We start from the raw sequence: 23,231 nt of genomic DNA, 5'->3' as shown, positions 1-23,231 counted from the left end.
GGTGGCTGAGGTCTCCGCATCCGTGTGATCGATGAGTGTCATTTCTTCCTCTCGGAGGAGCCGTCCGGGCGGCGCTGTTCGCGGCCGCGCCGCCCGGACGGGGATGGTGGGTTCAGAAAGTCGGATAGACGTCGATCACGTCGCCGCCCGTGCCGGTGAAATTGCTTCCCGTCGACCAGGTGAGGTCGTCGATCAGCGCCTTGAACTGGAAGCTCTGTCCGTCGGGGATGCGCTCGACTTCGAACTCCCAGACATCGGGCGCGACGTTGCGCGCTCCGCGCCCGTCGGTCCAGGTGAACGGGTACGCGTCACCGCGGATCGCGACGGTGTGTCCGAGCCCTGCGTTGTAGTGGACACGGATCTTGGTGGTGTTGCGAGCGTCGGGTGAGTAGGAAGACACCGGCGTGCCGGGGGCGTACACCTTGGTCTCGTGCTCACCGAGAGAGACGACGATCTGCTTGCCGGTTGCCCCGCCAGACGTCACGGTGACGGTATCGCTCGTGTTCATCAGGTTGGTGAGAACCGTGCCGACCGTGATCGAGCTCTCCGCGCGCAACGGGATGGTCCGCGTCTGCGTCGTCCAGGAGTTCGATGACAACGTGATCGTTTCCGCCCCGGTCGTATCGACTCGTCGCGAGAAGCCGTACACGTTCGTGTCGGACCACATCTCCCGCTGGGTACCGGTCTGCAGCGCGGGGTACGCGGCCTTGATCGTCGTCAAGCGCTGGATGTGACGATAGATCGGGGCGTTCTGATCCCAGGACGTCATGTCCTTTCGGTTGTCCTTGTTCGCGATCGGGACTTCGTATGGATTCCCATTGCCATCGTCCGCCTGTTCGGTTCCGTAGTAGATGACCGGCACACCTCGCGACGTGAGCTGGAAGGTCAGAGCTGAGCGCAGTCGCTGGTAGTTGTCATCGGCCCACGTGAGGAACCTCGCCCGATCGTGGTTGTCGAGGAACGTCTCGAGCCGATTCGGGTTCGCGTACTTCACGTCCTGATCGAAGAGATCACCCACGGCGTTCATATCGGTGTCGGCGGCGAACGCGCTGCGGACCGAGAAGAAATAGGGGAAATCGAGCACGCCCCACTCGTAGTCCTGATACTCGGAGACGTAGTCCGCGTCGCCGACGAAGACCTCGCCGAAGGTCGGGACTCCCATCGCATCCTCGAAGTCGGCGAGCCACGGCTTCGGAATGGACCGTGCGGCATCGACACGGATGCCGTCGAAGCCCATGTCGACCCAGTCCTTGTACGTATCGATCAAGTAGGAGGACACCGTGGCGTTGGACTGGTCGAGATCGTCCAAGCCGCCCAGATCGCAGTTCTCGATCTGCGTCTGCGTCTCGGTGCCGTTGAAGAGGCAATCACCGGCGTGATGGAAGTATGAGCTGTTGTCCAGCGGGCTCGCCGGCTTGTAGGTGCTCGGCGTGTACGTCGTGGACGTGCCGGCCAGGTAGTCGGCGGTGTGATTGGGGACGACATCAAGGATCATCTTCAGTCCGAGCCCATGCGCGGTATCGATCAGCGTCTGGAGCTCTGCCGCATCACCGAAGTGCTCGTTGGGCGTCGCGAAGTCGCGCGTGAAGTACCCGTGATAGCTGGCCTCGAGTCCGTCCCTCGAGAGCGGTTGCTGGTCTGAAACCGGCGAGATCCAGATCGCCGTCACCCCGAGGTCGGCGATGTAATCCAGCTTGGCTGTGAGTCCGGCCCAGTCGCCGCCGTGGTAGAAGCCCAGGTCTGACGGGTCGTATTCGCCGTCGCCCAGATCGTTGTTGGTGGAGTCGCCGTCGCTGAACCGGTCGACGAGCACTTGATAGATCACATCGCCTTCGGCGAGGGGACCAGGCGAAGTGGGGGAGGTGGCGGCAGCCGGGGCGACTGCGGAGGGCGCAGCGAAGAGGCCCAGAACGAGCGCTGCAACTGCATACCCTGCGAAAGTACGTCGTGTCGCGGGGCGGATCACTGTTCTGCTGGGGAACGGAACCATGGGTTACCTTTCTGACTTCGGTGTCGTGAGGTGCGTCCGGCCGCGAGGTTGCACGCGTTTACTAAACCGATCCAACAACGGACCACCACATCGTGTCAAGAGCCAATCCGATCGTCCTCTCGGCGTGCAGAAGTTCGCCGTCGAATCCGGAATCTCACGCGGCTGACAGACTGAGCGGATGCTGTCGACAACCAAGCTCACTCCCGGCGACCGGGTCGCGATCCTCTCACCGGCGTTCGCCGCCCCCGCCGTCGCGCCGGAGCTGCACGAGCAGGCTCTCCGAAGGCTCACGGAGCTCACCGGCCTCGTCCCGGTCGAGTATCCGACGACCCGCGAACTCGACGCCACCCCTGACGCACGCGCGGCCGACGTCAATGAGGCGTTCGCCGACCCCGGCATCCGCGCGATCCTCGCGACGATCGGCGGCGACGATCAGCTCCTGGTCGTCCCGCACCTCGACGCCGATATCGCGCGTGCCGACCCTAAGCCGTTCGTCGGCTACAGCGACAACACGAACATCCTGAACTGGCTGTGGGGTCATGGCGTCCGCGGGTACTACGGCGGCTCGACCGCGGTTCATCTCGGTCCAGGACCCGCGGTCGACGACATCCATGCTCGTGCCCTGCGCGCTCTGCTCCTCGACGGCGGAACCCTCCAGATCACCGAGCCGGGAGAGTCCGAAGACGTCGGCAGGCGCTGGGCCGATGCGCGGGCGCTCCGCGAGTACGGAGACCGCGTGCCCACCGAGCCGTGGGCGTGGGCAGGCCCTGCCAAGCGCGTGGAGGGGCGCACCTGGGGCGGATGTCTGGAGTCGATCGACTCTCTGGCGTTTCTCGGCCGGCTGCCGCGCGCACAGGAGCTCGAGGGCGCGATCCTGCTTCTCGAGACGAGCGAGGAGCGCCCGCCGGCCGGATGGGTCGCCCGGTGGCTGCGCGGTCTCGGCGAGCTCGGCATCCTCGCGGCCGCGGCCGGCGTGATCGTCGCGCGTCCGCCCGTGAGCGATTTCGAGTTCCGGCCCTCAGCCGATGACGCGCGAGCGCTGCGGAACGCGCAGCGCGACGTCGTGATCGATGTCGTGGGCAGGTACAACCCCGACGCCGTGGTGTGCGTGGGTGTGCCGTTCGGCCACACGCGCCCACAGTGGATCCTTCCCTACGGCGGGATCATGGTGCTCGATGGCGCGAGCCGGACGATCACGGCCGATTACGACTGACGGGAGCCCTCCCTCGAGACGTCGCCACCGGGTGCCGCCGTCGAACGACGCACGAGGAGCTCTGTCGCGATCTCGCGGCCAGGGAGGTCGAGAGTGCGCGCGTCGATCATCTCCGCCAGGAGCTCCACTGCGGCTCCCGCCATCTCCCTGATCGGCTGGCGAACGGTCGTCAAGGCGGGTGAGAGACGGCGGAACGCGGGCATGTCATCGAACCCCACCACGCTGACGTCGCGCGGAATCGAGAGACCGGCGGCGCCTGCGGCGCGCATCACCCCCGCCGCGAAAAGATCCGAGGTGCAGAAGACCGCCAGCGGTCGGCCGGATGCTGCGCGCTCCCGCATCGCCGGAAGCACGCCGTCGCGCGCCTCGGCGGCGCTCCAGCCGACCGCGAGCGAGTCCACGCGGCGTCCGTCAGTGCGCTCGACCTGCGCGATGAACCCTCGGGCCCGCTCCCGTCCGAACCGGTACGCGGGCGCTCCCGTCACGACGAGGAGGTCGCGATGGCCGAGTTTGAGAAGGTGGCGCGCCGCCTTGGCCCCGCCCTCTCGGTTCGCGGCCGCGACCGTGGGAACGGAGAGCGGCGGGTCGGTTCGCGGGTCGAGTACGACGAGAGGGATCGCCGCGTCGCGCAGCATCTCGAGCTGCTGTCGCGTCGGAGTCATGAGACCCGTGACGACGCCGAGCGAGCGGCGGTCGCGGACCCGTTCGGCCCAGTCGTCACCTGGCTCGTCGCGCTCGGCCACGAGCACGAGATCGAGGCCGCGTTTCGTTGCCGCCCTGCTCGCCCCTGCCACGACCTCGAGTCCCCAGGAGCCGTCGAAGCCGTCGAGCGCCAGCTCGACGACGTTGCCGGGCGACGAGGCCGGCCGTCCGCGCGGCTCGGCCCCTCGCACGTAGCCGAGTTCGCGCGCGATGCGCATCACGCGCGCCCTGGTCTGCTGCGAGACGTCGCCGCGCCCGGATAGGACGCGAGACACGACGCCGACGGACACACCCGCGCGGGCCGCGATGTCGGTCTGCGTCACACGATCGTGCACCATCCGCCCATCCTCGCGCACAGGCGGTGGCCGGAGATCCGCCCGCGGATCAGTCGCGCCGCCAGCTCGCCGCCGGGGTCAGCGGAACCAGGCCGGGCCGCTCGACGGTCGTGCGCAGGGTCTCGCGGGCGCCGGTGGCCGCCGACGACATGATCGCGGTCATGATCTCCAGCACGTGCAGCCCCATCTCGCCGCTCGCACGTGCGGAGCCCGCGACGAGATCGACCAGTCCGACTCCGCGCCCGGAGTCCTCGTAGCCCGCAGACGGCGCCATCGTCTGCCATCCCTCGCCGCCGCGCGTGCGCAGCAGGACCTCGCCGCTGAACGTGTTCGGATCCGGCACGACGAGCGAACCCTCGACGCCGTGGACCTCGATCGGAGCGCTGCGAGTCGCCACGCCGTCGAAGCTCACGGTCACGGTCGACAGTGCACCCGAGGCGTGATGCAGGATGCCGGTGAGATGCGTGTCGACGTCGACGCGGATCTCTTCTCCCTCGCGCGGGCCGGACCCGATCGTGCGGGTGGAGCGCGAGCGGGACGCGGCTCCGGACACGGCGGTCACGGATCCCAGAAGCTGGACGAGCGATGTCACGTAGTACGGGCCCATGTCGAGAAGCGGGCCGCCGCCGGTGAGGTAGTAGAAGTCGGGATGCGGATGCCACGATTCGTGTCCCGCTGAAATCCACGTCGCGGAGGCCGACACCGGCTGACCGATGAGTCCCTCGTCGATGGCGGCACGCGCGGTCTGCACACCGGTGCCGAGCACCGTGTCCGGAGCGCTGCCGACGCTCACGCCGGCGGCTGCCGCGGCTGCGACGATCCGCTCCGCATCGGCGAGCGTCGCCGCGAGCGGCTTCTCGCCGTACACGTGCTTTCCGGCGGCGATCGCGGCCAGGGCGACGTCTGCGTGCGCCTCGGGGATGGTGAGGTTGAGCACGATGTCGACGTCCGGTGCCGCCATCAGCTCGTCCGTCGTGAGCGCCCGGCATCCGTCGATGTCCTGCGCCACCGCCTGAGCCCGATCCTGATCGAGATCTGCGACCGCGACGATCCGGACGCTGTCGACGGAGAGAAGAGTCTCGAGGTACTGGCGCGAGATGACCCCGAGCCCGACGATTCCGACGGCGGTCACCGCGCGCGAGCTGCCCACAGCATGCCCCTTTCGATGATGGTGCGAACGTTCGGGTCCTGGAGCACGTCGAGGCTGTGCCCGGCGGTGCTCACGAACACCCGACCCGCGCCCCAGTCGCGCGTCCACACCGCAGGGGATGTGAGCGGCCGATGCCAGGGGTGGTAGCTCTGCACGGGGTGCGTGGTGGTGGCGAGCACGTCGTTGAGATCGTCGTGCAGGACCCAGTACTGCTCGGTCGTGAGGCGGAAGTCGTCGATGCCCGCCGTGATTTCATGCCGGCGCCCGAGATCGGTGATCTCGACCGTGTAGTCCAGATAGTTGTCCGTCTCGCCGCCGCGGACGTGCTCGGGATCCTTCGAGGGGTGCGTCGCGAACTGGCCGCCCACGAGCTGAAGGTAGTCGGAGCTCGCTCGATAGGAATCGGCGATACCGCCGTGCCATCCGGCCAGGCCCATCCCGGCGACCACGGCTTCGCGCAGTCCGCGCAGCGCCTCGGCGGTGATCGACGACATCGTCACCGACTGCAGCACGAGATCGGTCTCGCCCATCGTCCGGGAGTCGGCGTACACCTGCGGGTCGTCCTCGACTCGCACCTCGAACCCGTTCTCCCGGAGGAAGGGGACGAAGAGCTCGGTGGCCTCGACGGGATGATGGCCTTCCCAGCCACCACGGACGACCAGTGCCTTGCGCGTCATGAGCGGGTCCTTTCGACGTTCCGAGGATGCCACGCTCCGCGGCGTCGGCGGGAAATGTGCGCAAAAATCCCGCCGACGGCCGCGCTAGAGCTCGACCGCGGCGGCCAGGCCGAGGTCCTCCTCGTAGTCGTGATCCTTCGTCTCCCTCGACAGCAGGAGGGCGACGAAGGTGAGCACGCCCATCGCCGAGAGGTAGAGGCCGACGAGCCAGGGCGCGCCGCCTGCCCACTCCCAGAGCTTCAGCGCGATCAGGGGAGCCACCGCGGCGCCGAGGATCGACGACACGTTGTACGAGATCGCCGAGCCCGTGTACCGCACGTTGGTCGGGAACAGCTCCGGCAGAAGCGCGCCCATCGGACCGAACGTGGCGCCCATGAGCATGAACCCGAACACGAGGAACGCCTGCGTCAGCGCACCCGTGAACTTCGGGTCGAGCGCCGGCATCAGGAAGGCGTTGAACGAGAGGCCGAACACGATGATGAGGCCGGTGACCCACAGCAGCAGCTTGCGGCGCCCGATCGCGTCGGCGATGGGACCGGAGAGCAGCGTGAAGACGCCGAAGAACACCACGCCGATGATCTGCATGAGCACGAAGTCGGTGTAGCCGAAGCCGAGTCCGGGATAGAACTGGGCCGCGAAGGCGGCGGCGTCGAAGTCCTTGCCTGCAGCCTCGGCGGCGGCCTGTGCCGCCGCGGAGGCCGTCTCGAGAGACGCCGGCTTGGTGCCGTACGCGAGCGTGAAGTTCGTCATCAGGTAGAACAGCACGTAGGTCGCCAGCATGATGAACGTGCCGAGGATCAGCTGCCTCCAGTGGTGGCGGAACACGGTCGCGAGCGGCAGCTTGCGGATCGCGCCCTTCTGCTCGGCCTTCTTGAACGTGTCGGATTCGACGAGCTTGAGTCGCACCCACAGGCCGATGATGACCATGACGGCGGAGAACAGGAACGGGATGCGCCATCCCCATGACAGGAAGGCCTCGGACTTCAGCGCCGGGTTCTCGGCGTGCGGCAGAGCCCAGTTGATGCCGAGGAACAGGAAGTTCGCGATGATGAAGCCCAGCGGCGCGCCGAGCTGCGGGAACGTGCCGTACCAGGCGCGCTTGCCCCTCGGCGCGTTCTCGGTCGCGACCAGTGCGGCCCCCGACCACTCCCCGCCGAGCGCGAAGCCCTGCGCGAGCCGAAGGATCAGCAGGAGGAGCGCGGCCCACCAGTTGATCTGCTGATAGGTGGGCAGCACGCCGATCAGGAAGGTCGCGATGCCCATCGTGAGCAAGGACGCGACCAGGGTGGCCTTGCGACCGAACTTGTCACCGAAGTGGCCGAACACGACCGCGCCGATGGGACGGGCGATCATGGCCGCCCCGAAGACGCCGAAGGAGGCGAGCAGGGCCGTCGTGTCGTTCCCCGTGGGGAAGAACAGCACGGGGAAGACGAGCACGGCCGCCGTCGCATACGCGTAGAAGTCGTAGAACTCGATGGTCGTGCCGACGAGGCTTGCGGTGATGACCCGTGATCGAGGATTCGCGGGTGCGGTCGTGGTGGTCACAGTGCTCCTCCGTTCATTGCTCCATGCGGAGCACCTGGGGAGTTTACGCCTCCCTGAGTGTTCGCTGAGTGATGCGCCGCGCGCGTCACTCCTCTGTGACGCCCAGCGACAGCGCGGGAAGGAACGCGGCGGTGGGGGAGAGCAGCTGCTCGAGCTCCAGCACCACGATGCGGTTCTCTCCGCCGACCGTCGCGGGGGCGGGGACGTACATCGTGCGCGTCGGGCCGTTGCGCCAGTACCGCCCGAGGAAGAAGCCGTTCACGAACGCATAGCCCTTGCTCCACTCTGCGGTGTCCAGGAAGAGGTCAGCGGGGGCATCGAGATCGAACGTCCCCGTCCACGCCGAGGGACCGGTGCCGGTCGCAGTGAACGAATCGGATGCCGCGATCGCCGCCACGTCGAGCGGTGTAGACGTCCATCCGGTCAGAGGCTCGCCGTTCAGCGTGATGGCTCCGATCAGGCCCTTCTCCTCGCCGAGCCGGTGGTCGTAGTTCACGCGGCCCTGGTCTTCGACGAGGATCCTCAGCGCCGCGCCTGCGGGGATCGTGATCGCCCGGTCGTGCCTGGTGCGCGCGAGAGTGCCGATGGGCACCCCGTCGACGCTCACCCAGGCGAGGTCGCGGACGTCGTCGACGACCAGCTGCCCTCCCCGGCCGTCTGGCAGCACGACGTCGTATCGCACGAGGGCGCTGAGATGGCCGAGGGCGTCGAAGGAGAGCGGATGCTCGGTGCGGGCGGCGGATGCCGCGGCATCCGTCCACGCTCCTGCGCGAATGAGCGGCACGGAGAACGCGGGCGCCTCCGGCGCCACTGCGGGAAGCTCCTCCGGAACGGCTGCGTACTTCGCGATCACGTCGCGGAAGGCGAAGAACTTCGCGGTCGGGTTTCCGGCCTCGTCGAGCGGTGCATCGTAGTCGTAGGAGGTGACGAGAGGCAGATAGCGTCCCTTGTCGTTCGCGCCGTTGGTGAGGCCGAAGTTCGTGCCACCGTGGAACATGTAGATGCTCACGGAGGCGCCGGTGGCGAGCAGGTCGTCGAGGTCGGACGCCGCGGCGGCGGTGTCGGTGGTGTGGTGCACGCCGCCCCACCAGTCGAACCATCCGTCCCAGAACTCCGAGCACATGAGAGGGCCGGTCGGCTGATGACGGCGCAGGGTCGCGAGGCGCTCGGTGCTGCGCGAGCCGAAGGAACCCGTCTTGTGCAGCTCGGGGAGGCTGCCGTCCGCGAGCATCTGGTCGGTGGGCTGGTCCACCGTCGTGAGCGGAACAGTGATCCCCGCGTCGCGAGTCACGGCGACGAGCGTGCGCAGGTAGTCCTTGTCTGAGCCGTAGGCGCCGTACTCGTTCTCGATCTGCACGAGCACGACAGGCCCGCCGCGGTCGATCTGCCGCGGTGCGACGATCTCGTACACGCGGCGCAGGTAGGCGCTGACGTCCACGAGGTAAGAGGGGTCGGAGGAGCGAAGCTCGCGTCCGTCGCCGGTGAGCCAGACGGGCAGACCGCCGTTGTGCCACTCGGCGCAGATGTAGGGGCCGGGGCGGACGATGGCATCCATGCCCTCGGCCGCCACGAGATCGAGGAAACGGCCGAGGTCGTTCCAGCCGGTAGCGTCCCACTCGCCGCGGCGCGGCTCGTGCGCGTTCCAGGCGACGTACGTCTCGATCGTGTTCAGCCCCATCAGGCGCGCCTTGCGGATGCGATCCTGCCACTGGTCCGGGTGCACGCGGAAGTAGTGGATGGCGCCCGCGAGCACGCGGTGCGGCCGACCGTCGCGGAGGAACTCGGTGTCGCCGATGGAGAAACTGGTCACGATGAAGAGCCTTAGGTGAAAGAGATGGGCGGGCGCACCCGACGGCGCGCCCGCCCGAGGTATTACTTGTTGACGGAGAAGCCCTGCGAGTTGCCGTACTCGGCAAGGGCGTCCTGCCAGGCGGTCAGACCCTCGTTCAGGTCCGTGCCGTTCTGGTACGACTGGCCGACCGTGTCGCCGAAGATGCTGTTCGCGTAGACCTGGTAGGGCAGGTAGTTCCAGCCCTTGACGACGTTCTTCGCGGCATCCGCGAGCACCTCGTTGATCTTCTGGCCGCCGAAGTACTCCGGAGCCTCGCTGAGGAAGTCCTCGCTGGAGAGCTCGGCGTTGGTCGACGGGAAGCCGCCGGACTCGAGGAAGATCTTGATGCTGTCCTCGGAGTTGTTCAGCCACCACAGGAAGCCCGCGGCCAGGGCCGGGTTCTTGCTCTGGGAGGTCACGGCCTGGCCGCCGCCGCCGTTCTCGGCGCTCGCGGGGGTGCCGTCGTACGTCGGCATCGGCGCGACGCGCCAGTCGCCGGCTCCGTCGGGGGCGCCGGAGATGAGGTTGCCCGGCATCCAGGCGCCGATCACGAGCGTGGCGATGCTTCCGTCGCCGAGGCCGCGGAACCACTCGTCGCTCCAGCTGGAGGTCGGAGCCACGAGGCCCTCGGTGACCAGGCGGTTCCAGTTCTCGGTCCACTTCTTCGAGCCGGCGTCCTGCAGGTCGATCGTGACGTCCGTGCCGTCGGTCTGGAACGGCTGACCGCCGGCCTGCCAGATCATCGACGTCGCGAAGCCCGCGTCGCCGGTGTCGTTCGTGATGTAGGCGTCGGGGTTCGCGGCGTGGATCGCCTTCGCGGCCTCGTAGTACTCGTCCCACGTGGTGGGCACGGCGATACCGGCAGCGTCGAAGACGGACTTGTTGTAGAACAGGGCCATGGGTCCGGAGTCCTGCGGCAGGCCCCAGATCGCGTCGCCGCTGGTCACGGAGCCCCACGTCGAGGCCGTGTAGTCGTCTTCGAAGTCGGCGAAGCCGTACTGCGCCAGGTCGACGAAGGAGTCGGTGAGGGAGAACTGCGGGAAGGCCTGGTACTCGACCTGAACGACGTCGGGGGCGCCGGATCCGGCCTTGATGGCGTTCTGCAGCTTGGTGTACTCGTCGTTGTTGGTCCCGGCGTTGACGAGGTTGACCTTGACGTTCGGGTAGGCCTTCTCGAACGCCTCGACCTGCGCCTCGGCCGACGGAGTCCACGACCAGTACGTGATCTCGCCGCCCTTCTCGAGAGCTGCCTTGACGGAGTCGAAGGTGCCGTCGCCCGCAGCGGCGCCGCCGCCGGAGGAGCCGCCGGTCGAGCAGCCGGCCAGGGCGATCGCCGCCACTGTTCCGGCCGCGAGCACGGCGAGGGCGCGTCGTGCGGCGTTGGAGGGAAGGTGCTTCATTGCTGTGTCCTTTCGGGAGGTGGTCCGGCTTTGGACCGGGTGATGCAGGGAGGTGCGGGCGAGCTACTGCTTGACGCTTCCCGCGGTGAGACCCGACTGCCAGAACCGCTGCAGCAGCAGGAAGGCGATGACGATCGGGATGATCGTGAGGAGCGAGCCGGTGATGACGAGGTTGTAGATCGGCTGTGATCCGGCGCCGATCGCCTGGGAGCTCCACTGATTGAGACCGACCGTCAGCGGGTACCAGTCGGGGTCGGAGAGCATGATCAGCGGCAGGAAGTAGTTGTTCCACGTCGCGACCACTGTGAACAGCGCGACTGTCACGATGCCGGGCGCCAGCAGGCGCAGCGAGATCGTGAAGAACGTGCGGAACTCGCCGGCGCCATCGATGCGGGCCGCCTCGAGCAGCTCGGTGGGCACCGACTCCGTGGCGAACACCCAGATCAGGTAGAGCCCGAACGGGCTGATCAGGGACGGGATGATGACGGCCCATGGCGTGTTCGTGAGGCCGAGCTCGCTGAACAGGAGGAACGTCGGCACGGCGAGGGCGGTGCCGGGGACCGCGACTGCGCCGAGCACGACGGCGAAGACGGCGCGCCGGCCCGGGAACTTGTACTTCGCGAGTCCGTATCCCGCCATGGTGGCGAGCAGCGTCGCACCACCGGCGCCGACGACCACGTAGAGCAGGGTGTTGCCCAGCCAGCGCAGGAAGATGCCGTCGCGATACGAGAAGGTCGCTGCGAGGTTGTCGAAGAAGGCGAAGTCGTCGGCGAACCACAGGCCGAATGAGCTGAACAGGCCGCCCTGCGTCTTGGTCGCGCTGAACAGCAGCCAGATCAGCGGGACCAGCGTGTACAGGCCGTACACGATCATCACGATCAGCAGGATGTTCGACTTGCGCGGGTTGAGCGGGTCGTGACGCTTGCGGCTGGGACGGGCGAGGGGGAGTGCCATGTCAGCGCACCTCCGACTTCGAGCCGCGCAGCTGCACGACGTAGGCGATGACGGCGGTGATGACGCCCATGATGATGGCGATCGTCGCCGCGTAGTTGAACTGCTGACCGGCGAACGACAGGTTGTACGCGTACATGTTCGGGGTGAAGTACGTCGTGATGACGTTCGGGGCGAGCGGGCGCAGGATGTTCGGCTCGTTGAACAGCTGGAAGCTGCCGATGATCGAGAAGATCGTCGCGATCACGAGGGCTCCGCGCACCGAGGGGATCTTGATCGAGAAGATCGTGCGCCACGCTCCTGCGCCGTCGAGGGATGCCGCCTCGTACATGTCGGTCGGGATGGTCTTCAGCGAGGAGTAGAAGATCAGCATGTTGTAGCCGACGAACTCCCAGGTGACGATGTTGCCGATCGAGACCAGCATCCACTCCTTGGCGAACGGTGTGAGCGCCTCGAAGCCGAGCAGATCGTTGATGTTGCCGGCAAGGCCGAACTGGTCGCCGTAGATGTAGCCCCACATGAGAACCGCGACGACCGCGGGCACGGCATAGGGCAGGAAGATCAGGATGCGGAAGAAGGATGCTCCGCGAAGCCGCGCGCTGTCGAGGGCGAGAGCGGCTCCGAGTGCGAGGGCGAGCATGATCGGCACCTGCACGACGAGGAACAGCAGCACGCGGCCGAAGGCCTCCCAGAACTGCGGGTCGGTCAGAGCGCGCGCGTAGTTGTCGAACCCGACGAAGGCGTTGCCGCCGATGAGCTTCTCCTGGAAGAAGCTCAGGTAGAGCGCGTAGGCGAGCGGCGTCAGGAACACCAGGGCGAACACGATCATGAAGGGGCCGACGAATGCCCAGCCCTTCCAGTCGCGCTTCTCGCGGCGGATGCCGAGGGCGCCGGCTGCCGCAGTGATTTCGGTCGTCATCGACGATTTCTCCAGTTCGGGCGGTGTGCTGCTTCGGTGCTCATCCGCCATGTGTCAACGTCAACATATGCGATCGACTGCTAGTGTGTCAACGTCAACACAGGAACGGATGTGATCGTGTCCGAACACGGAACGGCAGAGTCGCCGCAGCGTCGGCGCGAACCGTCGATGGAGGATGTCGCCCGCGAGGCCGGAGTCTCCGGACAGACGGTGTCGCGCGTGGTCAACGCCCGAGGATACGTCGGCGCCGCCACCAGAGAGCGCGTGGAAGCTGCGATGCAGAGGCTCGGCTACCGGCCGAACAGCGCCGCCCGTGCGCTGCGCTCAGGACGCTTCCGCACGATCGGCGTCGTGATGTTCTCGTTCAGCTCCTACGGCAACCAGCGCACCCTCGACGCGATCGCCGTGCGCGCCGCCGAACTCGGCTACGCGCTGACGCTCATCCCGGTCGCATCCAGCGCTCGTGAGACGGTCGCAGGGGCGTTCCGCCGTCTCGAAGAGCACGCGGTCGACGGGATCATCATCGTCATCGAGGCGCATCAGCTCGACGAGGCCGACATCGAGATTCCCGACGCTCTGCCGGTGGTGTTCGTCGACTCGAACCGGTCGGCGGAGCATCCGTTCGTCGACACCGATCAGGCTCAGGGAGCGCGCCTCGCGACCGAGCACCTGCTCGACCTCGGGCATCACACCGTATGGCACGTCGCCGGACCCGCGAAGTCGTACTCGGCAGAGCGTCGGCGAGAGGCGTGGCAGTCGACCCTGGAGTCGCGGGGGCTCGAGGTGCCAGAGGCGATCGAAGGCGACTGGAGTGCCGCGTCGGGTCATGAGGCAGGGCGTCGGCTGGCATCGACCGGCGGCGTGACCGCCGTGTTCGCGGCGAACGACCAGATGGCGATCGGGGTGCTCCGCGCGTTCCGTGAGGCGGGACTCGACGTCCCCGGCGACATCAGCGTGGTCGGCTTCGACGGTCTTCCGGATGCTGCGCAGCTGTGGCCACCGCTGACCACCGTGCAGCAGCACCCAGAGCGGGTCGGCGCGCTCGCCGTGGATGCGCTGCTCGCGGAGCTCGAGGGGGAGGAGCGGGTGCAGACCCCTCTCGTCGGCACCGAGCTCGTGGTTCGCGCCAGCACTGCCGCGCCCCGCTCCTCCTGACGCGTTTCGTCTCGGTCGCTGCGCTCCCTCGCTCTACGACCGGTGAGGGACCGGCGCGGCCGCTCAGCGCCAGATGACCGCGATGCCCGCGTTGAGAGCCGTGAGGATCCCGACCAGCCAGAACACCGCCGGGGTGATCTTCTCGCCGCGCTTCTGCCGGGCCAGGCCGCTGCCGACAAGCGCGCCGATCACGACGAGGACGACGAGCTTGGTGCCGATCTTGATGTAGTTCGGCTCGGCGCCCTCCGGCAGGCCCCACGGAGCGGCGAGGGCGAGTCCGGCGATTCCGGCGATCAGAAGCCCGTACTCCATGATCGTCGCGAACTGGCGCTTTCCGCCGAAAGCCTGCACGGCCCAGGCGCCGAACAGCACGGCGAAGCCGATCAGATGGACGAACAGCACGATGTGGCGCAGAGTCTCCATGCCCTCACCGTACGCCCCGGCGGTATTCCGCCGCCAGGTAGGCGAGCCTCAGCCGCGCAGCTCGCGGATCACCAGAGCGGTGCGGAGCGCAGCATCCGCCGCCTCCGCTCCCTTGTCCTCCTTGGAGCCCTCGATACCGGCGCGGTCGAGGCCCTGCTTCTCATCGTCCAGGGTGAGCACGCCGAAGCCGACCGGCTTGCCCGCGTCGAGAGATACGCGGGTGAGCCCGTCGGTCGTCGCCGACGACACGTATTCGAAGTGGGGCGTGCCGCCGCGGATGATCACGCCGAGCGCCACCACCGCATCCGCGCCGCCGGCGAAGGCGGCCTGGGCCGCCACCGCGAGTTCGAACGAACCAGGCACGCGCACCAGTCGGTGCGTCGCCTGCGCGGCGTTGAGCACGCGCTCAGCTCCGGCGATCAGGCCGTTCGTGATGACGTCGTGCCACGTGCCGGCGATGATGACGACGTTGAGTCCCCGTCCGTCGATGCTCCCGGTCTCCGGGGCTCCTGCGCCGCTCATGCCTTGTCCTTTCCTTGGGCGAGAGCCTCTGCGAGCTCCGCCTGATCGATGATGTGACCCATGCGGTCACGCTTCGTCTCGAGATACTGGTGGTTGTTCGGGCCGACCCCGACGATCAGCGGCACCTGCTCGACCACGTCGAGGCCGAGCTCGCGCAGCTGGTTGACCTTGTCGGTGTTGTTCGTCAGCAGGCGCACCTTGGAGATGCCGAGGTCGGCGAGGATGCCGGCTGCCGCCGCGTATTCGCGGGCGTCGGCTGGCAGCCCGAGCGCGAGGTTCGCGTCGACCGTGTCGAGCCCCTCCTCCTGCAGGCTGTATGCGCGCAGCTTGTTGATGAGGCCGATGCCGCGGCCCTCGTGACCGCGCATGTAGATGACGACCCCGCCGTCCTGCTCGATCGCGTCGAGCGCGGCGTCGAGCTGCGGGCCGCACTCGCACTTGAGTGAGCCGAACGCCTCACCGGTCAGGCACTCGGAGTGCACCCGCACGAGCGCGGTCTCGCCGGGCTCGCCCTTCACGACGGCGATGTGATCGGTGCCGCTGACGCGGTCCTTGTAGGCGAGGAAGCGGAAGGTGCCGTGCGAGGTCGGCACCGTGGCGTCGGCCCGCAGGCTGACGCGGCGCGTGGTGATCGCGGACGCACCGTCCGGGTCGATCTCGTTGAGGTGCGCGATCAGCTGCTCGATCGTGATCACGGGAACCCCGTCGCGTTCGCCGAGCTCGAGGAGTCCCGGCATCCGCATCATGCTGCCGTCTTCGGCGACGACCTCCGCGATCGCCCCGACAGGGCGCAGCCCCGCGAGCTTCATGAGGTCGACCGCGGCCTCGGTGTGCCCGCTGCGTTCGCGCACTCCGCCGTCCACGGCGCGCAGCGGCAGCACGTGACCGGGGCGGATCAGATCTCCTGCCGTCGACTGCGGGTTCGCCAGCACGTTCAGGGTATGCGCGCGGTCGTGCGCGCTGATGCCGGTCGTGACTCCCGACGCGGCGTCGACGCTGATCGTGTACGCGGTCGATCGTGCGTCCTCGCTGACGGCGACCATCGGCTGCAGGTTCAGGGCGTCGGCGAGGTCGGTCGGCATCGGGGCGCAGATGAATCCCGACGACCAGCGGACCGTCCACGCCACCCATTCGGGGGTCGCGAGCTCGGCAGACAGGATGACGTCGCCCTCGTTCTCACGGTTCTCGTCGTCGGCGACGAGCACGGGGCGGCCGGCGCGCAGCGCCTCGATGGCCTCGGGGATGGTGGACAGGCTCATCGCGAGCCTCCTTCCGTTGCGACCTCGCGGAACGCGAGCAGGCGCTCGACGTGACGGGCCAGGATGTCGGTCTCGAGGTTCACACGGTCGCCGACCGCGCGAGATCCGAGAGTGGTGGCGGCGAGGGTCTCGGGGATCAGGGACACCTCGAACCATGCCTGCGCTTCTGCGGGGGTGCTCACGGCGCTCACCGTGAGGGATGTGCCGTCGACCGAGATCGATCCCTTGTCGACGACGAGCGGCGCGAGATCCGCGGGCAGCGAGATGCGCAGCACGCTCCACTGAGCACCGGGGCGCACCTCGAGCACGGTGCCGACGCCGTCGACGTGTCCCTGCACGATGTGGCCGCCGAGGCGGGCGCCGACCGGCATCGCCTTCTCGATGTTCACGCGGGTGCCGACGGTTGCATCACCGATGGCCGCCACGTCGAGGGTCTGCTTCATGACGTCGGTGTCGAAGGTGTCGGCTGTCGAGCCGACGACGGTGAGGCAGACGCCCGAGACCGCGATCGACTCGCCGTGCACGGCATCCGCTGCCGCCTTCGGCGCACGCACTGTCAGCCGCCAGCCGTCGCCGGCCGGTGCGATGGCGGTGATCTCGCCGATCTCCTCGATGATTCCGGTGAACATCAGGCTGTTCCTTCTTCCGTGAGGTCTTCTGTGAAATGCGCGACGGCGAGCAGATCGGGTCCGAGCGGCACCCACTCGTCGATCGTCAGGCGGCGAGCGGCGGCGATCGACGGCACGCCGATGTCGGTCAGGGCGAGGCGGTCGCCGCCGAGCAGAACCGGTGCGACGTAGGCGAGCACGCGGTCGGCGAGTCCCTCGGCGATGAAGGCGCTGGCCAGAGTCGGACCGCCTTCGACGAACACGTTCTGCACACCGCGGGCGTGCAGGTCGGCGACGACGGCGTGCAGGTCGCGGGTGTCGTAGAACAGCGGGGGGAGCGGATGCCGGTGCACAGCGGCATCCGCAGGCGTGTCCCGCGAGCCGATCACGACGGGGATCGGCTGATGGTCGTAGAGCGCGTCTCCGTCGCGGGCAGTGAGTGCGGGGTCATCGGCGAGCACGGTGCCGGTCCCGACGACGATCGCGTCGGCCGCTGCACGGCGACGGTGCACGTCGGCGCGCGCGGCGGGGCCGGTGATCCACTGACTCGTGCCGTCGGATGCCGCGGCGCGGCCGTCGAGGCTCTGCGCCCATTTGACGGTGATCTCGGGGCGGCCGAGCCGCTGGGCGGTGAGCCATCCCTCGATGAGAGCGTGCGCGGCATCCGTCTGCTCACCCGCCTCGACGCTGACGCCCGCGGTGCGAAGTCGATCCGCGCCGCCGCCCGAGACCGCGCCAGGATCGTCGAGCGAGTACACGACACGGGCGATGCCCGCCTCGATGAGGGCGACCGCGCAGGGGCCCGTGCGCCCGGTGTGGTTGCAGGGCTCGAGGGTGACGACCGCGGTCGCGCCTTTCGCGGCGCCGGGGGCGAGCTTCGACAGCGCATCGACCTCGGCGTGCGGGGTGCCGGCGCCGTGGTGCCAGCCTTCGGCGAGGACGTCGCCGTCGGGGGAGAGGATGACGGCACCGACCTGCGGGTTCGCACCGCGCGGTCCGTTCGCCGCGAGTTCGAGAGCGCGACTCATCGCGTGGCGCTCCGCCTCGTTCACTGCCATCCGTCGTCCTCCTCTGAGGCTCCGGGGTTCACGAAGGGTACGACGAGCGCACGCGTGCGCATCGTGCTGCCTCCCTTCCGGACTAGCGAGATCTCTCTCGCATCACCGTCGGTACCGGAATTCCACCGGATCGGAATCTCGACGAATCAAGACTCTCGCGGACTGTCACCGCCGGTTCGGATTCTCACCGACCCCGGAGCACGTTGATGCTCTGAGTGTACTCAACGCGTCTGACAGAGATTCATTCCGCGACATGGAAAGGAACGCGGGCCCCGAGGCCGCTACTTCAGCAGCCGAGAGAGACGGCGGTCTGCGAGCGGCTTGCCGCCGGTCTGGCAGGTGGGGCAGTACTCCATCGAGCGATCGGCGAAGAACACGCTGCGCACCGTGTCTCCGCACACCGGGCACGCCTCGCCGCGGCGGGCGTGCACCTGCATGCCGCGGCGCTTGGCGTCTTTCAGGTCGGCGGGCGGCTTGCCGGAAGCGGCGGTCACGGCATCCGTCAGCGTCGCGTGCATCGCTGCGAACAGCCGATCGATCTCGTCGTCGTCGAGCTTGGCCGCGATCGCATACGGCGACATGCGCGCCGCATGGAGGATCTCGTCGGAGTAGGCGTTGCCGATGCCCGCGATCACGCCCTGATCGCGCAGCAGCCCCTTGATCTGGGTGCGCCGCCCCTCGAGAAGACCCGCGAAGACCTCGCGGCTGAAAGCGGGATCGAGCGGATCGGGCCCGAGCCGCGCGATGCCGGGGACGTCTTTCGGATCGCGCACCACGTATACGGCGAGCGACTTCTTCGTGCCTGCCTCGGTGAGGTCGAATCCGCTGCCGTCGTCGAGCGCGATGCGCAGCGCGATCGGCGACTTGCCCGGCTTGAGGAGCGTCGTCGGCAGCTGGTCGTACCAGCGCAGCCATCCGGCCTTCGCCAGGTGGAACACGAGGTGCAGTTCGGGTCCGCAGGACAGCACGACGAACTTGCCCTGCCGGGCGGATGCCGTGACCTCGGCTCCTTGCAGGGCATGGATCGGCGGGTCGTATGTCTTCAGGGCAGCGATCGCTGCGACGGTCGCGCGCGTGATCGTGCGACCGACGGCGCGTTCGGCGAGGAACGCCGTCAGGCCCTGGACCTCAGGCATCTCCGGCATGGACTCATCCTGTCACCGGCATCCGACGCTGTCACGCATGCTCGGACACCAGTGCCCCGGGCCACGCCAGCGTAGGAGAATCCGCCGGGGTAGGCCGATCTCGCCCGGATCGTCCTACCCCGGCGAGATCTCCTGCCTCTACGTCAGACGGAGACTCAGAGCACCGGCCAGAGCGCAGGGGAGCGGTCGTCCGTCGCGAGCAGGCCGGCGATCCAGCCGTCATCGCGACCGCGTTGACTGGTGAGCGCCTGGCGCTGCAGACCTTCGTAGCGGAATCCGAGTGCACGCGCGGTGCGGGCGGAGGGGACGTTGCCCGCGACGGCCTGCCAGCGGATGCGGGCGAGCCCGAGCTCCGCGAAGCCCCAGTCGATCACGGCTCTGGCGGCCTCGACGATGTAGCCCTTGCCTCGGGCCGGTTCCGCGATCCAGAATCCGAGCTCGGCGTGACCCCCGAAGGGATGTTCCGTGACGTCGTGCAGGCCGATCATGCCGACCAGAGCCTCATCGTGGCGAATGCCCCAGACCGTCTCGCTCGCGTCGATCCAGGAACGGCCGACATGGGCGACGAAGTCCTCGGCGTCTCGTCGTGTGTACGGGCTCGGAACCGTGGTCCAGCGCGGGATCTCCGGGTCCTGGCACGCGAGCTCGATGGTTTCGGCGTCCGCCGCGGTCGGGATGCTGAGGATGAGGCGGTCGGTTGTCAGGGTCACGGGTAGCACTCCGACAGCCTAGGCGTCCCACCGACCCCGGCCCGATGTCGGAGGCCCCGGACTAAGCTTGTCCGGTGACTGTTCCGGGGATTCTGCGCGCCTTGGAAGAGGCGTCTCTGTACCGTGACGCCCTCAGCTGGGCGCACACCGATGCCGACCTCGGTCTGGTCGACGGACTCGATGCGCCCGCGCTCGCGGGCCTGCTCGGCAAGCGCGCCGCCGCCGGGCATCCTGCGGCTCTCCTCGCGGTCGTTCCCACGGGCCGCAGGGCGGAGAGTCTCGCGCAGGCGCTCGCCGCGTACATCTCGGATGCCGAGGTGCTGACCTTCCCCGCGTGGGAGACGCTGCCGCACGAGCGGCTCAGCCCGAGCCCCGACACGGTCGGCCAGCGGCTGCAGACCCTGCGCCGCGTCGCGGGGTGGACGGGCGATCACCCCCTCATCGTCGTCGCGTCCGTCCGCGCGGCGCTGCAGCCCATCGCCGGCAACCTCGGAGAGATCGAGCCGGTCGTCCTGAAGGCCGGCGGCCGCGGCTACGACCTCGACGGCGTAGCCGAACAGCTCGTCGAGCGGGCGTACTCGCGGGTCGACATGGTCTCGCGTCGCGGCGAGTTCGCGGTGCGCGGCGGCATCCTCGACGTGTTCCCCCCGATCTCCGAGCATCCGTACCGCGTGGAGTTCTTCGGCGACGAGGTCGACCAGATCCGTGCGTTCTCGGTTGCCGACCAGCGCTCTCTTCCCGGTGAGGTCGAGCTCGTCGACCTCGCACCGAGCCGGGAGCTGCTGCTCACACAGGACGTGCGCGACAACGCGCGCGCCCTGAAAGACGCGTTCCCTGCGATCGCGGGCATGCTCGAGAAGATGGCCGAGGGCATTCCGGTCGAGGGCATGGAGTCACTGCTGCCCGCTGTCGCCGGGCCTCTCAAGTCGCTCGTCGAATACATGCCGGCCGGCAGCGCGACCGCGGTGGTCGACCCCGAGCGCGCGAGTGCCAGAGCCATCACTCTCGGAGACACGAACCGAGAGTTCCTCGACGCCGCCTGGAGCGCTGCGACGTCCGGAGCCTCCGCTCCCATCGATCTCGGAGCCGGTGACTTCCTCACGATCGCCCAGCTGCGCGAAGTCGTGCGCGACCGCGGCGGTGTGTGGTGGCGGCTCAGCCCGTTCGCGATGGGCGGGGAGGATGCCGAGACCGTCGACGCCGCCGTCATCCCCTCGTTCCACGGCAATGTCGACGGAGCGATCTCCTTCGTCGATGCGAAGATTCAGGACGGCTGGCGCGTCGTCGTGATCGCGACAGGCACGGGATTGGTCGACCGTGCGCGCGATGTGCTCTCGGACCGCGGGATCGCGGCCCGCATCGTCGACGATCTTCTCGACGTGCCGGATGCCGGTGTCGCGACTCTCACCGCGGGCAGCGTCGAGTCCGGCTTCCAGATCGCCGATGCCAAGCTCGCCGTGCTCACGGACAACGAGTTCTACGGCCGCACGATCGGCGGCGATCAGCGCGTCGTCAAGAAGCTCGCGTCGAAGCGCAAGAACGTCGTCGACCCGCTGCAGCTCAAACAGGGCGACTTCGTCGTGCACGCGACGCACGGTATCGGCCGTTTCGTCGAGATGACCAAGCGCGAGGTCTCCACAGGCGGGCGCAACGCGACCAAGTCGGTGCGCGACTACCTCGTGCTCGAGTACGCGCCGTCCAAGCGCGGATACCCCGGAGACAAGCTCTTCGTGCCCACCGATCAGCTCGACCTGCTCTCGAAGTACGTCGGCGGCGAGGCCCCGACGCTGTCGAAGATGGGCGGCAGCGACTGGGCGCAGGCGAAGGGCAAGGCCCGCAAGGCGGTGCGCGACATCGCGGTCGAGCTCGTGAAGCTGTATTCCGCGCGCATGAGCGCGAAGGGGCATGCGTTCGGCCCCGACACGCCGTGGCAGCGCGAGCTGGAAGAGGCGTTCCCCTTCGCCGAGACGCAGGACCAGCTTCAGACGATCGAGGAGATCAAGGCCGACATGGAACGGCCGATCCCCATGGACCGGCTGCTCTCGGGCGACGTCGGATTCGGCAAGACCGAGGTCGCCGTGCGTGCCGCGTTCAAGGCCATCCAAGACGGCAAGCAGGTCGCGATGCTCGTGCCGACGACCCTGCTCGTCAAGCAGCACCTCGAGACGTTCACCGAGCGATTCGCCGGGTTCCCGGTGAAGGTGCGTCCGCTCTCGCGCTTCCAGACCGACAAAGAGGCGCGGCTCACCCTGCAGGGGCTCCTCGACGGCACCGTCGACATGGTCATCGGCACGCACCGCATCCTCACCGATCAGGTCATGTTCAAGGACCTCGGCCTGATGATCATCGACGAAGAGCAGCGATTCGGCGTCGAGCACAAGGATGCGCTGAAGAAGATGAAGACGAACGTCGACATCCTCGCTATGAGCGCCACGCCCATCCCTCGCACGCTCGAGATGGCGGTGACCGGCATCCGCGAGATGTCGACCCTGCAGACGCCGCCGGAGGACCGGCATCCGATCCTCTCGTTCGTCGGGCCGCGCAGCGACAAGCAGATCGCCGCGGCCATCCGGCGCGAGATCCTGCGCGAGGGCCAGGTGTTCTTCGTGCACAACAGGGTCCAGTCGATCCAGCGCGTGGCCGCCGAGATCGCCGAGCTCGTGCCAGAGGCGCGCATCGCCGTCGCGCACGGCCAGCTGGGCGAGCACCAGCTGGAACAGGTGGTCGACGACTTCTGGGAGCGCAAGTTCGACGTGCTCGTGTGCACCACGATCGTCGAGACCGGCCTCGACATCTCCAACGCGAACACCATCATCATCGACCGCGCCGACAAGTACGGCCTCAGCCAGCTTCATCAGCTGCGCGGTCGCGTCGGACGCGGTCGCGAGCGCGCCTACGCCTACTTCCTCTATGACGACGCGAAGCCGCTGAGCGAGACGGCCGCCGATCGCCTGCAGACGATCGCCGTGAACAACGATCTCGGATCCGGTATGCAGGTCGCGCTGAAGGACCTCGAGCTCCGCGGCGCAGGCAACATGCTGGGCGCCGAGCAGGCGGGTCACATCGCCGGAGTCGGCTTCGATCTCTATCTGCGCATGATCGGTGAAGCCGTCTCGACCTTCCGCGGCGAGGAGGTGGAGTCCGGTCAGGAGCTGCGGCTGGAGCTACCCCTCGACGCCCGCATTCCGGAGGACTACATCGACAGCGAGCGGTTGCGCCTCGAGGCGTACCAGAAGCTCTCGGCGGCGTCCGCGGCCACAGCGAAGGACGATGCGATCGACCTCGTGATCGAAGAGCTCACAGACCGTTACGGGGCGCTGCCGAGCGAAGCCGAGGGACTCATCGCTGTCGCACGCCTGCGCCGGAGAGCGGCACGCGCGGGCCTCACCGACGTGGTCACGATGGGTTCGAATCTGCGCATCGCACCGGCGCGCCTCGAGGACTCGATCAAGGTGCGGATGCAGCGGCTCTACCCGAAGGCGAAGCTCGTCGGCGGGGGAGAGGCGCTGGTCGTGCCCATGCCGACGGTTCCGGCGGCGGTCGGAGTCGGCGTCGAGCCGCTCGCCGGCGCGGCGCTGCTCGAATGGGTGGCACAGCTGTTCACCGCGCTGTTCCCCGAGCCTGCCAAGGCGGAGTGA

19 protein-coding genes are annotated in these 23,231 nt (G+C 68.1%); 3 read left to right on the top strand and 16 right to left on the bottom strand.

Features of this window, described 5'->3' with window-relative positions:
* Positions 1-112: 112 nt before the first annotated feature.
* On the bottom strand, positions 113-1,825 hold the full coding sequence (locus RS84_RS18345) for an alpha-amylase family glycosyl hydrolase (protein ID WP_235281531.1): 1,713 nt from the start codon (positions 1,823-1,825) through the stop codon (positions 113-115).
* Between the two features lie 343 nt (positions 1,826-2,168).
* Between RS84_RS18345 and RS84_RS18340 the strand changes: the two genes are divergently transcribed.
* Positions 2,169-3,203, top strand: a complete 1,035-nt coding sequence (locus tag RS84_RS18340) for a S66 peptidase family protein (protein WP_045259131.1) — start codon at positions 2,169-2,171, stop codon at positions 3,201-3,203.
* Here the strand turns inward: RS84_RS18340 and RS84_RS18335 are convergent.
* From RS84_RS18335 to RS84_RS18300, 8 genes are all read right to left on the bottom strand, one after another.
* Positions 3,194-4,243, bottom strand: a complete 1,050-nt coding sequence (locus RS84_RS18335) for a LacI family DNA-binding transcriptional regulator (protein ID WP_045259130.1) — start codon at positions 4,241-4,243, stop codon at positions 3,194-3,196. The two genes, RS84_RS18340 and RS84_RS18335, sit on opposite strands and share 10 nt — an antisense overlap.
* A gap of 46 nt (positions 4,244-4,289) precedes the next feature.
* Entirely contained in the window at positions 4,290-5,390 is a 1,101-nt protein-coding gene (locus RS84_RS18330) for a Gfo/Idh/MocA family protein (protein ID WP_200892036.1), read from the bottom strand.
* Positions 5,369-6,067: a ThuA domain-containing protein gene (locus RS84_RS18325; RefSeq protein ID WP_045259129.1), complete on the bottom strand. Its 699-nt coding sequence runs from the start codon at positions 6,065-6,067 to the stop codon at positions 5,369-5,371. The genes RS84_RS18330 and RS84_RS18325 overlap by 22 nt, the downstream gene beginning before the upstream one ends.
* A gap of 84 nt (positions 6,068-6,151) precedes the next feature.
* A complete protein-coding gene (locus tag RS84_RS18320; RefSeq protein ID WP_045259128.1) occupies positions 6,152-7,612 on the bottom strand; it encodes an MFS transporter in 1,461 nt (486 codons plus the stop codon).
* Between the two features lie 85 nt (positions 7,613-7,697).
* Positions 7,698-9,422 (bottom strand): glycoside hydrolase family 35 protein, encoded by a 1,725-nt coding sequence (locus tag RS84_RS18315; RefSeq protein WP_045259127.1) that lies wholly within the window; start codon positions 9,420-9,422, stop codon positions 7,698-7,700.
* 62 nt (positions 9,423-9,484) lie between these two features.
* The gene (locus RS84_RS18310; protein WP_045259126.1) at positions 9,485-10,843 is read right to left on the bottom strand and encodes an ABC transporter substrate-binding protein; all 1,359 of its coding nucleotides are present in this window, start codon (positions 10,841-10,843) and stop codon (positions 9,485-9,487) included.
* Positions 10,844-10,906: 63 nt separating this feature from the next.
* Entirely contained in the window at positions 10,907-11,797 is an 891-nt protein-coding gene (locus RS84_RS18305; protein ID WP_045259125.1) for a carbohydrate ABC transporter permease, read from the bottom strand.
* Between the two features lies 1 nt (position 11,798).
* Positions 11,799-12,713: a carbohydrate ABC transporter permease gene (locus RS84_RS18300; RefSeq protein ID WP_045259336.1), complete on the bottom strand. Its 915-nt coding sequence runs from the start codon at positions 12,711-12,713 to the stop codon at positions 11,799-11,801.
* A 168-nt stretch (positions 12,714-12,881) separates the two neighbouring features.
* On the opposite strand from RS84_RS18300, the gene RS84_RS18295 reads away from it, so the two are divergent.
* Complete coding sequence (locus RS84_RS18295; protein WP_045259335.1) at positions 12,882-13,868, top strand: LacI family DNA-binding transcriptional regulator; 987 nt, start codon at positions 12,882-12,884, stop codon at positions 13,866-13,868.
* Positions 13,869-13,931: 63 nt separating this feature from the next.
* Here the strand turns inward: RS84_RS18295 and RS84_RS18290 are convergent, their stop codons facing one another.
* The 7 genes from RS84_RS18290 to RS84_RS18260 all read right to left on the bottom strand — a co-directional run bounded on the left by RS84_RS18290 (position 13,932) and on the right by RS84_RS18260 (position 19,593).
* Positions 13,932-14,291, bottom strand: coding sequence for a hypothetical protein (locus RS84_RS18290; protein ID WP_045259124.1), 360 nt, complete (start codon positions 14,289-14,291; stop codon positions 13,932-13,934).
* 48 nt (positions 14,292-14,339) lie between these two features.
* Entirely contained in the window at positions 14,340-14,813 is a 474-nt protein-coding gene (gene ribH, locus RS84_RS18285; RefSeq protein ID WP_045259123.1) for a 6,7-dimethyl-8-ribityllumazine synthase, read from the bottom strand.
* Positions 14,810-16,072 carry a bifunctional 3,4-dihydroxy-2-butanone-4-phosphate synthase/GTP cyclohydrolase II gene (locus RS84_RS18280; protein ID WP_045259122.1) on the bottom strand — a complete coding sequence of 421 codons (1,263 nt, stop codon included), beginning with the start codon at positions 16,070-16,072 and terminating at the stop codon, positions 14,810-14,812. The genes ribH and RS84_RS18280 overlap by 4 nt, the downstream gene beginning before the upstream one ends.
* Entirely contained in the window at positions 16,069-16,701 is a 633-nt protein-coding gene (locus RS84_RS18275; protein WP_045259121.1) for a riboflavin synthase, read from the bottom strand. The genes RS84_RS18280 and RS84_RS18275 overlap by 4 nt, the downstream gene beginning before the upstream one ends.
* On the bottom strand, positions 16,701-17,738 hold the full coding sequence (ribD, locus tag RS84_RS18270; protein WP_045259120.1) for a bifunctional diaminohydroxyphosphoribosylaminopyrimidine deaminase/5-amino-6-(5-phosphoribosylamino)uracil reductase RibD: 1,038 nt from the start codon (positions 17,736-17,738) through the stop codon (positions 16,701-16,703). The genes RS84_RS18275 and ribD overlap by 1 nt, the downstream gene beginning before the upstream one ends.
* Before the next feature lie 281 nt (positions 17,739-18,019).
* Entirely contained in the window at positions 18,020-18,883 is an 864-nt protein-coding gene (locus tag RS84_RS18265; protein ID WP_045259119.1) for an Fpg/Nei family DNA glycosylase, read from the bottom strand.
* Between the two features lie 155 nt (positions 18,884-19,038).
* On the bottom strand, positions 19,039-19,593 hold the full coding sequence (locus tag RS84_RS18260) for a GNAT family N-acetyltransferase (RefSeq protein ID WP_321163044.1): 555 nt from the start codon (positions 19,591-19,593) through the stop codon (positions 19,039-19,041).
* A 74-nt stretch (positions 19,594-19,667) separates the two neighbouring features.
* On the opposite strand from RS84_RS18260, the gene mfd reads away from it, so the two are divergent.
* Entirely contained in the window at positions 19,668-23,231 is a 3,564-nt protein-coding gene (mfd, locus tag RS84_RS18255) for a transcription-repair coupling factor (protein ID WP_045259117.1), read from the top strand.

This window comes from Microbacterium hydrocarbonoxydans, assembly GCF_000956475.1.
Taxonomy (GTDB): Bacteria; Actinomycetota; Actinomycetes; order Actinomycetales; family Microbacteriaceae; genus Microbacterium; species Microbacterium hydrocarbonoxydans_A.
Note: the sequence above shows the minus strand (reverse complement) of the source record. Positions and strands in the feature narration are given on the sequence as shown.

Bases quoted from the DNA above. Each gene is read 5' to 3' on its own strand.
- RS84_RS18290 (WP_045259124.1), bottom strand. From the start codon at position 14,291: ATGGAGACTCTGCGCCACATCGTGCTGTTCGTCCATCTGATCGGCTTC.
- ribD (WP_045259120.1), bottom strand. From the start codon at position 17,738: ATGGCAGTGAACGAGGCGGAGCGCCACGCGATGAGTCGCGCTCTCGAA.
- RS84_RS18335 (WP_045259130.1), bottom strand. From the start codon at position 4,243: ATGGTGCACGATCGTGTGACGCAGACCGACATCGCGGCCCGCGCGGGT.
- ribH (WP_045259123.1), bottom strand. From the start codon at position 14,813: ATGAGCGGCGCAGGAGCCCCGGAGACCGGGAGCATCGACGGACGGGGA.
- RS84_RS18310 (WP_045259126.1), bottom strand. From the start codon at position 10,843: ATGAAGCACCTTCCCTCCAACGCCGCACGACGCGCCCTCGCCGTGCTC.
- RS84_RS18325 (WP_045259129.1), bottom strand. From the start codon at position 6,067: ATGACGCGCAAGGCACTGGTCGTCCGTGGTGGCTGGGAAGGCCATCAT.
- RS84_RS18340 (WP_045259131.1), top strand. From the start codon at position 2,169: ATGCTGTCGACAACCAAGCTCACTCCCGGCGACCGGGTCGCGATCCTC.
- RS84_RS18305 (WP_045259125.1), bottom strand. From the start codon at position 11,797: ATGGCACTCCCCCTCGCCCGTCCCAGCCGCAAGCGTCACGACCCGCTC.
- RS84_RS18265 (WP_045259119.1), bottom strand. From the start codon at position 18,883: ATGCCGGAGATGCCTGAGGTCCAGGGCCTGACGGCGTTCCTCGCCGAA.
- RS84_RS18280 (WP_045259122.1), bottom strand. From the start codon at position 16,072: ATGAGCCTGTCCACCATCCCCGAGGCCATCGAGGCGCTGCGCGCCGGC.
- RS84_RS18300 (WP_045259336.1), bottom strand. From the start codon at position 12,713: ATGACGACCGAAATCACTGCGGCAGCCGGCGCCCTCGGCATCCGCCGC.
- RS84_RS18275 (WP_045259121.1), bottom strand. From the start codon at position 16,701: ATGTTCACCGGAATCATCGAGGAGATCGGCGAGATCACCGCCATCGCA.
- RS84_RS18295 (WP_045259335.1), top strand. From the start codon at position 12,882: ATGGAGGATGTCGCCCGCGAGGCCGGAGTCTCCGGACAGACGGTGTCG.